This window comes from Flavobacterium sp. UBA7680 (assembly GCF_002482975.1).
GTDB lineage: Bacteria > Bacteroidota > Bacteroidia > Flavobacteriales > Flavobacteriaceae > Flavobacterium.
In genome coordinates this window covers 23,209-37,399 of the sequence record NZ_DLHA01000059.1, presented here as the reverse complement: position 1 = coordinate 37,399, position 14,191 = coordinate 23,209, and the positions used below count along the sequence as shown (strand labels likewise).

The window sequence follows — 14,191 nt, the reverse complement described above, 5'->3', positions numbered from 1 at the left end:
ACGACTCGAGCGATAGCGAACAGGCGAAGCAATTACACTAATTTTCACGAATTATTTTTTTTGCCACAGATTAAAAGATTTACACAGATTTTTTTAATCATTTTAATCCTTTTAATCTGTGGCAATATTTTTTACATCAAATTGAAGAAAAAATTAGTGGAAATTCGTGCAATTCGTGGCAACCCAACTTTACTGTAAAACTTCGTGCATTGCTTTAGCTTTTAGCAGACATTCTTCGTATTCTTTTTCTGGAACTGAAAGGGATGTTATGGCGCTTCCTACTGAAAATGAAGCATATTGCTTTTCCTGATTGTATAGTATACTTCGAATAACAACATTGAAATCAAAATCACCTTCGGGCGTAAAATAGCCAACGGCACCGCTGTAAAGTCCGCGTTTGGTTTCTTCCAGATTTTCTATGATTTTCATAACCGAAATCTTTGGAGCGCCCGTCATACTTCCCATCGGGAAAGTTGTTTTTAAAACATCTACCGGAGAATATTGAGGATCTAATTTTGATGTTATGGTCGAAATCATTTGATGAACCTGCAGGAAAGAATAGATTTTGCAAAGCTCTTCAACTTCAACAGAACCTTTTTGTGCGGTGTGCGATAAATCATTCCGAACCAAATCTGTAATCATGATATTTTCGGCACGTTCTTTTGCGTCAGATTCGAGGAATTCTTTTGATTTTTGATCTTCTTCCAAATCTGAAAATCGTCTTGAAGTTCCTTTTATAGGCTGAGAAATAATTTTATCTCCTATTTTTTTCAGATACCGTTCTGGTGAAGCAGAAAGTAAATATTGTTTGTGATTTTTGAAGAAAACTGAAAATGGTGCTTGTGAAATTTCATTCAGTTTCTTAAATTTCTCTAACGGATTAATTAGAGCATTTTCGGCAAAAAATTCCATACAAAAGTTTGCCTCATACATATCGCCTTTATGAATATGTTCGAGCATTTTAGTAACTTTTTCTACATATAATTCTTTTGAAATACGTTGCTCAATTTTTAAAGATGCGACACTTTCGACTTTTGTCCCGAGGCTTCGGGATTGACTTTCAACTATCTCATTAAAATCATCTTCAACCTCATCATCACAAAGTAGTAAATATTGAATTTCAAGCTGATTTTCCTTTAAAATAAATATTTTTTTTGGCTGAAAAAAGAATAAATCCGGAAATTCTAATCCGTCAAAATTATTTGATTTTAAGTCTTCAATATTATTTTTTAAATCATAAGATAAATAGCCAAACAGCCAGTCTTTAGTAGTTTGCTGGTATTGTTTTAAGTCATCAAAAGCGTTGTGAAAATCAGTTTTTAATGATGTAAAAGCATCAACAGCCAGTAAACAATCAAAACTTGAATATTGCTGCGGATAAGAATTACTGTCTAAAAAAATGACTTCACGAAATTGCTGTGCCCAGGTTAAAAGCTGTTGTTTAAACTGCTCTGGGTTTGAAATAGGCTTGGTAATAGAAACTCTCAAAAATGAATGGATTTTTAAATTTCAAAATTACAACAAAAAAAGACCTTCGATAAAAGATTCCATAAAAATTATTGGCACGCTTTTTAGTACATCGATTTTATATTAATTCACAAACGTTTTAACAAATCAACCGAATTAATATCAGCCAATTATTTTATTTGTTAATCAAATTTTTAAACCTTTATGAAAACAACTGCAAAATTAGGTTTGACTGCCTTAACTATTATTACTTTATTATTTTCCTGCAAAAAAGCAGATTACGATTCTGGGGAATTAGCCGATGCTAAAATGGCCGCAGATACTACTGCAATTTCATCTTCTGCAGCCGTCGAACAAAAAGACAGCAAACAGAAATTTATTCGAACTGCTGATATTAAATTCAAAGTTAAAAACGTCGTCAAATCTACTTATGCAATTGAAAACGCTGTTCAAAAATTTGGTGGTTTTGTTACTTATACCAATTTACAAAGCAATATTCACGATCAGATTAAAACTAAAATCAGTCAGGACAGTACACTTGAAACTACTAAATATTCTGTAGAAAATAATATTACAATTCGTGTTCCTAATACAAGACTTGATACTATTATTAAAACGATTGCCAAACAAATTGACTTTTTAGATTACAGAATTATAAAGGCCGATGATGTTTCTATAAAGTTACTTGCCAACCAGCTTTCGCAAAAAAGAGGCGCTGTAAATGAAAAAAGAGTAGAAAAAGCGATTGACTCTAAAGGCAAAAAAATAAACGATGTTATGGATGCTGAAAATACGCTGGCTAATCAAAAAGAAGAAAACGATAATCGTATTATTGAAAACTTATCTATGCAAGACCAAATCAATTTCAGCACCATTACTTTACAGCTTTATCAAAACGAAACCATCAAACAAGAAATAACTGCGGGCGAAAAAGACAGCGCAGCTTATAAGCCTAATTTAGGTATTCAAATTATTGATGCTTTAAAAAGCGGGTGGTACATTTTGCAGGCAATATTAGTTTTCTTTGTTAACCTTTGGCCAATTATATTACTGATAATCAGCGGATTCTTTCTTTACAAAAAATATTATAAAAAATAAGAAAAGTGTTAATAAAACAACAATTTCATAATAAAAAATTCGTTATATTTGATATAGCATTAAACTAATCCCAAAATAGAATATTATTGATTGTTAAATTCTCAATGAAACGAAGTTTAAAAATAGATTCCAGCGTTTTATTTGAAGAATATTGATTTGAATTATCAGCACACTAATTATATCATTTTAACCTATTAAAAATTCTAAGTATTATGAAAATTGCTACTATTATTGTCCGCGTTTTGATCGGCCTTCTTTTGCTGTTTGCTTCTATTTCGTTCTTTTTTAAACTTGCGCCGGAACCAGAAACAACAGGTAATTTTAAGGCTTTTAATATGGGTTTAGTTGCTTCAACTTATTTGCTTCCCCTTGCAAAAACAGTTGAATTGCTTTGTGGTCTTTCATTTGTAACAGGTCGTTTTGTGACTTTGGCAAATATTCTGATTTTACCAATTACGATCAACATCTTATTTATCAATTACTTTTTAGCTCCGGAAGGTCTGCCAATTGCGGCGTTGCTTTTTCTAGCTAATTTATTTTTGATTTACAGATATTGGGATAATTATAAAACTGTATTTACTCCTTGAGTTTGTAAAGTATAAAAACAATAAAACCCGACATTTAAAATGCCGGGTTTTTTATTTAATTTGCTTTATCGTGATTTACCCAAACCAAATCTGATATGTTATATCCTATTTCCTGGGCTTTGATTAAAAAATCTGCTTTAATACTTTCTGGCATTGTAGTTTCTCTGGAAAGTATCCAAATATAATTTAGGCTCTCGCCTGCGACAAGTGCATATTTGTAATCGCTGTCTACTGCAATAATATTGTATCCTGAATAAAAAGGACCAAAAAATGAGACCTTGAGCATACCAACATTGTCTTTTTTGACAAACTTGGCTTTCCCGATGCTCTGTTCCCATCTGTCTTTTTTGACATCATAGCCCTTATTATCGACTCTAATGGTACCGTCATCGTTAAGAGAATATTCGGCGGTAACATTGTCTAAGTTTCTTTCCCATTTGTAATCTAATCTTGCTATTTCAAACCATTTTCCTAAATACTTTGCTTTATCAAAATTGATAACAGCAATAGCTTTTTTAGGAATAGTTGAACCACAAGAATAAAGAACGAATGCAATTCCTGCTCCTAATAGTACCGGAGCAATATATTTGTTTTTCATGATGTAATCTTTTTATTATCATAAAGATACCATCTGAATTACACATCTAATTTACAAAATTTTTCTTCAAGTTTATATTTTTTCAGGCTAAAATTTAAACCCAAATAAAAACCCGTTAGAATTAACTTCTAACGGGTTTAAAATATAATTTACGTAAAAATTATACGTGTATAGCTCTGTTTTCAGTAGCTGCTAATGCTGCTTCTTTTACCGCTTCCGCGAAAGTTGGATGCGCATGGCTCATTCTTGAAATATCCTCAGCAGAAGCTTTAAATTCCATTGCAGTAACCGCTTCAGCAATTAAATCAGCTGTACGCGCTCCAATCATGTGAACTCCTAAAACCTCATCTGTTTTTTCATCAGCAAGGATTTTTACAAATCCATCTAAATCAGCACTTGCTCTTGCACGTCCTAACGCTTTGAAAGGGAAACTTCCAGATTTGTATGCAACTCCTTCTGCTTTTAATTGCTCTTCTGTTTTTCCAACCGCAGCAACTTCCGGCCAAGTGTAAACTACACCAGGAATTAAGTTATAATCGATATGTGGTTTTTGACCTGCTAAGATTTCAGCAACCATTGTTCCTTCTTCTTCCGCTTTGTGTGCCAACATTGCTCCACGAATAACGTCACCAATTGCGTAAATGTTTGGAACATTAGTTTGTAAATGATCATTTACTTCAACTTGTCCTCTGTCTGAAATTTTCACTCCAGCTTTGTCAGCGTTTAATCCGTCTGTGTAAGGACGACGACCAACAGAAACTAATGAATAATCTCCTTCAAGAGTGATTGTTTCTCCTTTTGCATTTTCAGCCTGAACGGTAACAGCATCGCCGTTTCTTTCAACTGATTTTACTTTGTGAGAAACGTAGAATTTCATCCCTTGTTTTTTCAATACTTTAGTTAATTCTTTAGAAAGAGAACCGTCCATTCCAGGAATGATTCTGTCCATGAATTCAACTACAGAAACCTGAGCTCCTAAACGTAAGTAAACTTGTCCAAGCTCGATTCCGATAACTCCTCCACCAATAATTACTAAGTGTTTTGGAACTTCTTTTAATTCTAAAGCTTCAGTAGAAGTGATGATTCTTTCTTTATCAATTTTGATGAATGGTAAAGAAGATGGTTTTGATCCTGTAGCAATTACAGTATATTTTGCTTCGATAGTTTCTGAAGTTCCGTCAGCTTTTGCAACTGTAATGTGCGTTGCGTCTACGAAAGAACCTAAACCATTGAAAACAGTAATTTTATTTTTTTCCATTAAGTAGTTAATTCCACCTACGGTTTGATCTACAACGGCTTGTTTGCGCGCGATCATTTTCTCTAAATTGATTTTTACATCTCCAGAAACTTCGATTCCGTGATCTGCGAAATGAGCAATTTCAGCATAATGATGAGAAGAAGATAATAATGCTTTTGAAGGAATACAACCTACGTTAAGGCAAGTTCCGCCTAATGAAGTATATTTTTCTACAATTGCAGTTTTGAAACCTAATTGTGCGCAACGAATTGCTGATACATATCCGCCAGGACCTGAACCTATAATGACTACGTCAAATGAACTCATAGTATTTTGTTTTTATTTTAGCGGTTACAAAATTAAGGAATAAAGTTCTGTTTGAAGTTTAATTTTCAATGTTTTTTGCGTGAAATTTTGGGTGTGGGTTTTCTGCCACAAAGGCTCAAAGACGCAAAGTTTTTTTGTTTTTTTAATCTCGCAAAGGCGCAGAGCGGCAAAGTTTTTTATACATAATGTTGAATAAATAGCGTCCAGCTTTAGCTGGATGAAAAATAATGCCATGATGAGCGGCTTTAGCCAAATATTTTCAGTTTGGCTAAAGCCCATTTCCTATTAAACCCAATTCCTCCAGCTGAAGCTGGAGGCAATTCAATAAAAATCCTAGAACCTTAGCATCTTAAAAAGAAATCACCGTTGAATTCTTAACTTCACTAATCATAAACATACTCTGCGTGCTTCCAATATGCTGCAAACTTGTGAGTTTGGTAACTAAAAATTCCCTGTAAGCTTCCATATCTTTTACTAAGACTTTCAGAATATAATCATAATCGCCACTAACGTGATGGCATTCTAAAACTTCGTTTAGTTTAATGACTTCGCTTTCGAATTTACTTAGAAATTCTTTAGTGTGCTGAATTAATTTTAGATGACAGAAAACCACAAAACCTTTTTCAATTTTAGTTTTATCTACTAAAGCGGCGTAGTTTTTAATTATGCCTTCGCGTTCGAGTTTTTTTATTCTTTCATAAACCGCCGTCACAGAAAGATTGAGTTTTAAAGACAATTCTTTGTTTGTTTTTTTACTGTCGGTTTGAAGTAAAACCAGGAGTTTTTTATCGATTTCGTCTAAAGTCATGTTTGTGTCATTGCGAGGAACTAAGCAATCTCATCCTCTGATTAATATTTATTGCTTGTTTTAAAAAGAAAGAAAATCTAATGGATTACGCTTTTCACATCAAATTTAGATTAAAAATCATTATAAATACATTTTAATAGTTTTAAAATCTAATTAATCATTACATGATTGATTAATTTTCTAATTACAATTTACTTTGGCTAGAATTTCTTTTAAAAACGAGAGTCCTAGCCCAGATTGAAGTGGAAAGCCCGGAGGAAAAAGGGCATAAGTTTCTTGTTTTAAAAAAGCGACCAACGGAAGCTCTTTTTAGAACATTAGAAACTTTGACTTTTTTACGAGGACTTGAAACGTAAAGCTGGAATAGCTCTTAAAAAAAATGTTTCAGGTTTCAAGTTTCAGGTTGTTGGAACTTGAAACCTGAAACTTGAAACAAAACAAACAAAAACCAACTATATGAAAAACTTTAACCCAGCAGATAAAATTCAGGATTTGCAGTACTTTGGTGAATTTGGCGGTGTGAATCCGTCGATTTCTGATTCTTCGACTTATACTTTTCTTTCGGCGAAAACTATGTTTGATACTTTCGAGGGAAATATGGAAGGCTGTTATTTGTATTCGCGTCATTCGTCGCCGAGTAATTTGTATTTAGATCAGGCTTTGGCAGCGATGGAAGGAACAGAAACAGCAAATGTTTCGGCTTCGGGAATGGGAGCGATTACGCCTACTTTATTACAGCTTTGCGGTGCGGGCGATCATATCGTTTCAAGCCGAACTATTTATGGCGGAACTTACGCTTTCCTGAAAAACTTTACACCAAGATTCGGGATTGAAACTAGCTTTGTTGATATTACCAAACTTGATGTTGTAGAAGCTGCAATTACGCCAAATACAAAAGTTTTGTATTGCGAAACGGTTAGTAATCCTTTATTGGAAGTTGCTGATATTGCTGGTTTGGCTAAAATTGCTAAAAGACATAATTTAAAATTAGTTGTCGATAATACGTTTTCGCCATTATCTGTTTCTCCTGCTAAATTGGGTGCTGATATCGTGATTCATAGTTTGACGAAATACATTAACGGAAGCAGCGATACGGTTGGCGGTGTGACTTGTGCATCGAAAGAATTTATTAATGCGTTGAAAAATGTAAACTCTGGTGCGAGTATGCTTTTGGGACCTACAATGGATAGTTTGCGTTCGGCAAGTGTGATGAAAAATCTTCGTACGCTTCATATTAGAATTAAACAGCACAGTCATAATGCCCATGTTTTGGCTGATAAATTTGAGAAAGACGGTTTAAAAACGGTTTATCCGGGATTAAAAAGTCATCCAAGTCATGAATTGTACAAAACAATGATTAATCCGGAATATGGTTTTGGGGGAATGATGACGATTGATGTTGGTACTTTGGAAAAAGCCAATGAATTAATGGAGTTAATGCAAGCCAGAAATTTAGGCTATTTAGCGGTAAGTTTAGGTTTTTACAAAACGTTATTCAGTGCGCCGGGCACCTCAACTTCAAGCGAAATTCCGTTAGAAGAACAACACGAAATGGGATTAACGGATGGTTTGATTCGTTTTTCTATTGGTTTGGATAATGATATTGATCGTACTTATGAAATGATGAAACAGTGCATGGTTGAGCTTGGGATTTTAGAATTGTCTAGCCCGCGGGTTTTACAGGTTTAACAACTCTTGTTTGTCATTTCGACGAAGGAGAAATCTCCGCGAGAAGCTCTACAAAGATTGGATTCTCATTACGGAGTTACTTGCGGAGATTTCTCCTTCGTCGAAATGACAAAACCATATAAAAAGCCGTTCTTAAGAACGGCTTTTTATTTATAATTTATATCTCTTAACTTATAACTTAGCTAAATTTAGTTTACTATTTTTTCTACTGTAAGTAAAGTAAATAAACAACCCAATTAACAACCAAATTGTAAAGTAAATCCAATTCCAAACGCTTAATTCGGCCATCATGTAAAGACAGCAAATTAATCCTAAAAGTGGAATTAAAGACAAGTTTCTTCTGAATGCCCAAACGGCTAATCCAACTAAAACGAATAAGAAAATCCACATTGGGATTTTGTGTTTGAATAAGCTAAATCCTGATTCATATTTAGCAGAATCATCAATTGGCAAACCTTTTACAACCTCAGCATACTTAGTTTCATTATCTTGATATTGTCCTAATAAATGATCTAAATCTGAAGTTTCAGCAGTTTTATTGTTTACTTCGATGCTTTTTAAATAATTGAATACTTTTTCAGATTCTGTTTTATCTAAAGAAGTTACGATTGTTGTTGCATCGTTTATTTGTGTCTCATTATTGATAAAAGCCATTGTAGCTTTATTGTTGAAAGCAAAAGCATAATACAATCCTGCGATCATTAAAACCGGTAAAATATATTTTGAATTTACGTAAGGTGTTTTGAATTTTCCCCTTGGAATATCTGGTTTATTTTGCAATACTAAAACTCCCGCACAAACTAATACAAAGGCAAATAAAGTTCCGATACTACATAAATCGGTTACCATTGTCAAATTCAAAAACAAAGCCGGAATCGCTACTACAAAACCTGTTACAATTGTAGCAAATGATGGAGTTTTGAATCTTGGGTGAACGGTAGAAAATTTCTTTGGTAATAAACCGTCACGACTCATACTCATCCAGATACGAGGCTGTCCCATTTGGAAAACTAATAAAACGCTCGCCATCGCCACTACTGCACTTACGGCAATAATTCCTGACATCCATTTTAAGTCTAATTTATCGAAAACAAATGCAAGAGGATCTCCAACATTTAATTCGTGATATTTTACCATTCCGGTTAAAACCAAGGCAATGGCAATATATAAAATTGTACAAATGATAATCGCCCACATCATTCCGCGTGGTAAATCGCGCTGTGGATTTTTACATTCTTCGGCAGTTGTTGAAATAGCATCAAAACCAATATAAGCAAAGAAAACGGCAGAAACTCCTTTTAAAACCCCTCCAACTCCATTTGGAGCAAACGGATCCCAGTTTGCTGTATCTACATAAAATACACCAACGGCAATTACTAAAAGTACTACGCAAAGTTTTACCACAACCATTAAGTTACTGGCGTTACGAGATTCTTTCATTCCTCTGTAAACCAAAGCTGTAATCAAAATAATAATGAATAATGCAGGTATATCAGTAACAAAATGAAAAGATCCTATTGTTGGCGCAGTTATCCACGCTGTGTGTGCTTGCTGTAAAGCGACACTTAAATTTTCGAATGATTTTCCACCGCGCATTAAAGCTTCGGCGTCTTTAAAACCGTTTGAAGCGGTTAAATAATCCATTTGAATCCACTGCGGTAAATGAATTCCGCCGCTCTGGAGCAGTCCCGTAAAATAATCACTCCACGATATGGCGACCGTTATATTTCCTACGGCATATTCCATAATCAAAGCCCAGCCAATAATCCATGCAATAATTTCTCCAAAAGCAACATACGAATACGTGTAAGCACTTCCTGAAACCGGAACCATCGAAGCAAATTCGGCATAAGCAAAAGCTGCAAAACTACATGCCAAAGCTGTAAACAGAAACAAGAAAATAACAGCTGGTCCGCCGTCTGCACTGGCTTTTCCGATTGTGCTAAAAATTCCCGCTCCAACAATAGCCGCTATTCCAAAAGCAGTTAAATCTTTGGTAGTCAAATGTTTTCCAAGCGCATTATGACCATCTGATTCGTTCTGAGCAACTTGCTTCAGAATATCCTGTACTGTTTTCTTTCGGAATAAACTTGAAAATGCCATATATGTTTTGTATTATAAATTAATTTAATTCAGTTGTTATGGTTTTATTTTGCAAATAATGCAAAAATTATCCTTATTTCAAATATATAAAACGATTTTGTTTTTACTGAAGTTTTTTTTTGCCACAAAGACGCCAAGTCACAAAGTTTTTTTCTGCCACAGATTAAAGGATTTTCACAGATTAGAAATCTTAAATTAAATCTGCACAATCTGCCAAATCTGCGTGAAAAAATCTTTTAAATCCGTTTAATCTGTGGCAAAACTTAAAATAAAACAAAAAATCCGTGTTAATCCGCGTTTTCACGAAGTGAATCCGTGTCATCCGCGTGCTATTTCTCAACACAAACAATTCCTTAAAATACTAACAGGATGCTGTGCCTCACGTTTTGTTCCATCATAAATTTGATGGCGGCAGCTCGTTCCTGCAGCGGCGATTTTTACGTTTTCGGCGGTGTTGCGCACTTTTGGAAAAAGCGTGTCCTCGCCCATTTGCATGCTCACTTTATAATGTTCTTTTTCATAACCAAAAGAACCCGCCATTCCGCAGCAGCCCGAATTGTAAATCGTAACTGTATTATTTTTAGGAAGATTCAGCATCGCAAAAGTAGCTTCTACAGAACTCAAGGACTTTTGGTGACAATGTCCGTGAATTTTAATTTCTTTTGTTTCTTCAGAGAAAGAATCCGGCGTTATTTTTCCGTCGATAATTTCTTTTTTGAAAAATTCTTCAATTGTAAAAGCATTTTGAGACAAACGTTCTGCGCTTTCTTTATCCGAGGCCAATCGTAAATATTCATCTCTAAAAGTCAAAATTGCCGAAGGTTCAATTCCAATTAACGGTGTGTTACTCGAAATCAAATCTTTGAATATATTGACATTAATATCCGTTATCTTTTTCGCTTCTTCCAGAAATCCTTTTGAAAGATAAGTTCTTCCGCTTTCTTCGTGATTTACGATTAAAACTTCATAACCTAATTTCGTCAATAATTCAAAAGCATCGATTCCGATATTTACGTCGTAATAATTAGTAAATTCATCTACAAATAGGTACAATTGTCCGTTTGGAAAATCTGTGCTTTTAGGTTTATTATTTTCATACCATTTTCTAAAAGTCTTTTTCGCCAAAAGCGGAACTTGTCTTTCGGGCGCAATTCCCATTGATTTTTTGACAAGCGACTGATTCGAAATAAAATTCGTAATCGACGGAAACAAACTTCCCATTTTGTTCAATTTTGCGTTGTTGGCAAAAATTTTACTTCTGGTCGAAAATCCATTTGCTTTTTGATATTGGTATAAAAATTCAGCTTTAAGAGTTGCAACGTCAACATTACTCGGACATTCGCTGGCGCAGGCTTTACAGCTTACACACAATTCAAAAACTTCGTATAATTCTTTCTGGTCAAATTTGTTTTCTTTCTCAGAATACGTCAAATATTCTCTTAAAGCGTTTGCTCTCGCACGAGTCGTTTCTTTCTCATTTCGCGTTGCACGATAACTCGGACACATTGCTCCTCCCGCCGATGGCATTTTTCTACAATCGCCAGAACCGTTACATTTTTCGGCTGCACGTAAAATTCCTAAACTATCTGAAAAATCCTGAAACGTTTTAATATCCGGTTCTACCCTTCCTGAAATGACACGATGGTTTTCATCCATTTTCAAGGCATTGACAATCTTTCCGATATTTAAAACCGAATTCGGGTCAAACGCTAATTTGATTCTTTTCAGCAATTCGTAATTTTTTTCGCCAATCATAAACGGAATAAACTCGCCGCGCACAATTCCGTCTCCGTGTTCACCGCTTAAGGAACCTCTGTATTTTTTCACCAAATGCGCTACTTCGGTCGCAATAGTTCTGAATAATTTTAAGTCAGATGTTTTCTTCAAATTCAAAACCGGACGCAAATGCAGTTCTCCCGCACCCGCATGCGCATAATAAATCGCTTCCTGTCCGTGACGCAACATCATTGCCGAAAATTCCGCAATATATGCTGGCAAATCACTTAATTCAACCGCTGTATCTTCAATCGAATCGGCTGCTTTGTTGTCGCCTACAATACTTCCTAAAAGTCCAAGTCCAGCTTTTCTCAATTCGTTGGCTTTATCAATATCAGCTCCGTAAATTTTTACGAGCGCGTAACCAAAGTTATTTTTTTCTAAATCGGCAATTAAAGCGTTGGCTTGATTTTCTGCATCTTCTAAAGTGTGAGACGCTACTTCAAAAAGCATAATTGCTTTTGGTTCTCCAACCAAAAAGAATCGGTTTTTAATGTGTTCACGATTCGTTTTGGTACAATCCAAAATCGTGTCGTCGATCATTTCGCAAGTATACAAATGATGTTTCATCGCCACGACAACAGATTCCAAAGATTCCTGAATCGTATGATAATGCCCGACAACCATAATACTGTGCGCTGGCGGTAAATCGTCAACTTTTAAAGTAATTTCGGTTGTAAAAGCCAGCGTTCCTTCACTTCCGCAAAGTAATTTTCCTAGGTTTATTGTTGGTTCTGTTCCACCAAATAATTCTGATCTTAACAAAATATCAACGGCGTAACCTGTATTTCGTCTATGAATTTCCGGTTTCGGAAACTCTTTTATAATTTCTTCCTGATTTTCTTTTACTGAAAGCTCGTCGTAAACGCTTTTGTAGATTTTATTTTCTAAAGAATCGCCTTTGGTTTTCTCAATAAATTCCGCCGAAGTCAATTCGCCAAAAGCCACTTCTGTTCCATCGCTTAAAATCGCTTTTACCTCAGCAATTTTATCACGCGTAACACCATAACGAATCGAAGTTGTTCCAGATGAATTATTTCCCACCATTCCGCCAATCATCGCTCGGTTTGAAGTTGATGTAATGGGCGCAAAGAAAACGCCGTGCGGTTTTAAATATAAATTCAGTTCATCGCGAATAACGCCGGGCTGAACCGTAACCGTTTTTTTCTCGGCATCATAACCTAATATTTTGGTAAAATGTTTCGAAACATCAACCACAAGTCCGTCTCCAACTGCTTGTCCGGCAAGTGAAGTTCCGGCCGTTCTTGGCGTAATCGAAATATTATGCTGCGCTGCAAAGCGAATTAACCTGCTGATATCTGCTGTCGATTTAGGCAAAGCCACCGCATTTGGCCGAATCCGATACACTGATGCGTCTGTCGAATAAAGTGTTTTATGAAGATCATCGTATAAAAGTGTGCCTTCGAGTTCGCCGGCTAATTGCTCTAAATGAGATTGGGTCAACATGTAAATGGTGCTTTTCTTAAAAAATAATTGCTCAAAAACTGAGACAACAAATATAAAAATATAGCTGCTTAAAATGTATAAAATGCCGATTTATCTTAACAGCCCGTCAACATTTTATAAAATTAAAGCCAAATTCTGTAAAGCACCAAAATTGGGAAATAGGTAATTTTAAGATTTTACTTTTTACGCCTTACAATTATGGAAAATTTCGTTCAGGACGTCTTCAAACATTTAGAAAACTATTATTACAGCATTGTCGATCTTACACCAAAATTTATTCTCGCCATTGTTGTCATTCTCGTTTCGTGGTTTATTGCAACCCGAATTGGTATTTTTACAGGAAACCGACTCAAAGCCAGAATGCACGACCGACTTCTCGCGACTTTTATTGCCCGTTTGATTAAATCGGTTTTGATTATTATTGGAGTTTTGTTCATGTTCAAAATTATTGGTCTTGACGGGATCGCCCAAAGTATGCTTGCCGGAGCCGGAATCTCGGCTTTTGTAATTGGTTTTGCCCTTAAAGATATTGGCGAAAATTTCCTTGCCGGAATTCTGCTCGCTTTCAAACGTCCGTTTTCTATTGGCGACATTATCGAAAGCAACGGCGTAAAAGGCGAAGTCATCAACCTCAACCTCCGCGATACCGAAGTAAAAAGCGATTCGAAAATCATTTATATTCCCAACGCACTTTTAATTAAAAATACGCTTATTAACTACAACAGCGAAGGTTACCTTTTGCAGACTTTTACCGTTGGTCTCGAATATGGTTCTGATTATGGAAAAGCCATCGAACTCGTAAAAGAAGTCCTAAAACGAAACGAAGAAGTAACCGAAAAAGATCATGAAGACGCAGCCGTAATAACTGATATTTCTGGAACGATTATTCAGCTAAACATTCGTTATTGGGTAAAAACAGGAACCAGCAGAAAAAGCGCCGAATGTCGTTCAAAAATCATTGCAGAAGTTTTGAATGTTTTGAAAGAAAATGGATTTGTTTTGAAATAGGTTTCTTTTTATGAGGGACAAAGGTT

At 35.2% G+C, this 14,191-nt stretch carries 11 protein-coding genes; 4 read left to right on the top strand and 7 right to left on the bottom strand.

Going from position 1 to position 14,191, the window contains the following annotated elements; translation table 11 throughout:
- Positions 1-189: 189 nt before the first annotated feature.
- A complete protein-coding gene (locus B3C18_RS25275) occupies positions 190-1,488 on the bottom strand; it encodes an anthranilate synthase component I family protein (RefSeq protein WP_291153482.1) in 1,299 nt (432 codons plus the stop codon).
- A 183-nt stretch (positions 1,489-1,671) separates the two neighbouring features.
- Between B3C18_RS25275 and B3C18_RS25270 the strand changes: the two genes are divergently transcribed.
- Both B3C18_RS25270 and B3C18_RS25265 read left to right on the top strand, forming a co-directional pair.
- Positions 1,672-2,565 carry a DUF4349 domain-containing protein gene (locus B3C18_RS25270; protein ID WP_291153479.1) on the top strand — a complete coding sequence of 298 codons (894 nt, stop codon included), beginning with the start codon at positions 1,672-1,674 and terminating at the stop codon, positions 2,563-2,565.
- A gap of 212 nt (positions 2,566-2,777) precedes the next feature.
- On the top strand, positions 2,778-3,152 hold the full coding sequence (locus tag B3C18_RS25265; RefSeq protein ID WP_053471099.1) for a DoxX family membrane protein: 375 nt from the start codon (positions 2,778-2,780) through the stop codon (positions 3,150-3,152).
- A 55-nt stretch (positions 3,153-3,207) separates the two neighbouring features.
- Here B3C18_RS25265 and B3C18_RS25260 read toward each other — a convergent pair whose 3' ends face one another.
- The 4 genes from B3C18_RS25260 to B3C18_RS25245 all read right to left on the bottom strand — a co-directional run bounded on the left by B3C18_RS25260 (position 3,208) and on the right by B3C18_RS25245 (position 6,122).
- Positions 3,208-3,750, bottom strand: a complete 543-nt coding sequence (locus B3C18_RS25260) for a lipocalin family protein (RefSeq protein ID WP_291153476.1) — start codon at positions 3,748-3,750, stop codon at positions 3,208-3,210.
- A gap of 160 nt (positions 3,751-3,910) precedes the next feature.
- Positions 3,911-5,314: a dihydrolipoyl dehydrogenase gene (gene lpdA, locus B3C18_RS25255; protein WP_291153473.1), complete on the bottom strand. Its 1,404-nt coding sequence runs from the start codon at positions 5,312-5,314 to the stop codon at positions 3,911-3,913.
- Positions 5,315-5,338: 24 nt separating this feature from the next.
- Complete coding sequence (locus B3C18_RS25250) at positions 5,339-5,593, bottom strand: hypothetical protein (protein WP_291153471.1); 255 nt, start codon at positions 5,591-5,593, stop codon at positions 5,339-5,341.
- A 70-nt stretch (positions 5,594-5,663) separates the two neighbouring features.
- A complete protein-coding gene (locus tag B3C18_RS25245) occupies positions 5,664-6,122 on the bottom strand; it encodes an Lrp/AsnC family transcriptional regulator (RefSeq protein ID WP_291153468.1) in 459 nt (152 codons plus the stop codon).
- 456 nt (positions 6,123-6,578) lie between these two features.
- Here B3C18_RS25245 and B3C18_RS25240 point away from each other — a divergent pair, with 456 nt between their 5' ends.
- Positions 6,579-7,811: an aminotransferase class I/II-fold pyridoxal phosphate-dependent enzyme gene (locus B3C18_RS25240; protein ID WP_291153465.1), complete on the top strand. Its 1,233-nt coding sequence runs from the start codon at positions 6,579-6,581 to the stop codon at positions 7,809-7,811.
- A gap of 171 nt (positions 7,812-7,982) precedes the next feature.
- Here the strand turns inward: B3C18_RS25240 and B3C18_RS25235 are convergent, their stop codons facing one another.
- Complete coding sequence (locus tag B3C18_RS25235; RefSeq protein ID WP_291153461.1) at positions 7,983-9,914, bottom strand: amino acid permease; 1,932 nt, start codon at positions 9,912-9,914, stop codon at positions 7,983-7,985.
- A gap of 336 nt (positions 9,915-10,250) precedes the next feature.
- A complete protein-coding gene (locus B3C18_RS25230; RefSeq protein WP_291153458.1) occupies positions 10,251-13,157 on the bottom strand; it encodes an FAD-binding and (Fe-S)-binding domain-containing protein in 2,907 nt (968 codons plus the stop codon).
- Positions 13,158-13,355: 198 nt separating this feature from the next.
- On the opposite strand from B3C18_RS25230, the gene B3C18_RS25225 reads away from it, so the two are divergent.
- The gene (locus tag B3C18_RS25225) at positions 13,356-14,165 is read left to right on the top strand and encodes a mechanosensitive ion channel family protein (RefSeq protein ID WP_291153455.1); all 810 of its coding nucleotides are present in this window, start codon (positions 13,356-13,358) and stop codon (positions 14,163-14,165) included.
- Positions 14,166-14,191 lie beyond the last annotated feature (26 nt).

What these genes read in the sequence shown, in the direction of transcription:
- B3C18_RS25270 (WP_291153479.1), top strand. Translation starts at nt 1,672, where the DNA reads ATGAAAACAACTGCAAAATTAGGTTTGACTGCCTTAACTATTATTACT.
- B3C18_RS25235 (WP_291153461.1), bottom strand. Translation starts at nt 9,914, where the DNA reads ATGGCATTTTCAAGTTTATTCCGAAAGAAAACAGTACAGGATATTCTG.
- lpdA (WP_291153473.1), bottom strand. Translation starts at nt 5,314, where the DNA reads ATGAGTTCATTTGACGTAGTCATTATAGGTTCAGGTCCTGGCGGATAT.
- B3C18_RS25250 (WP_291153471.1), bottom strand. Translation starts at nt 5,593, where the DNA reads ATGGGCTTTAGCCAAACTGAAAATATTTGGCTAAAGCCGCTCATCATG.
- B3C18_RS25245 (WP_291153468.1), bottom strand. Translation starts at nt 6,122, where the DNA reads ATGACTTTAGACGAAATCGATAAAAAACTCCTGGTTTTACTTCAAACC.
- B3C18_RS25265 (WP_053471099.1), top strand. Translation starts at nt 2,778, where the DNA reads ATGAAAATTGCTACTATTATTGTCCGCGTTTTGATCGGCCTTCTTTTG.
- B3C18_RS25240 (WP_291153465.1), top strand. Translation starts at nt 6,579, where the DNA reads ATGAAAAACTTTAACCCAGCAGATAAAATTCAGGATTTGCAGTACTTT.
- B3C18_RS25260 (WP_291153476.1), bottom strand. Translation starts at nt 3,750, where the DNA reads ATGAAAAACAAATATATTGCTCCGGTACTATTAGGAGCAGGAATTGCA.
- B3C18_RS25230 (WP_291153458.1), bottom strand. Translation starts at nt 13,157, where the DNA reads ATGTTGACCCAATCTCATTTAGAGCAATTAGCCGGCGAACTCGAAGGC.
- B3C18_RS25225 (WP_291153455.1), top strand. Translation starts at nt 13,356, where the DNA reads ATGGAAAATTTCGTTCAGGACGTCTTCAAACATTTAGAAAACTATTAT.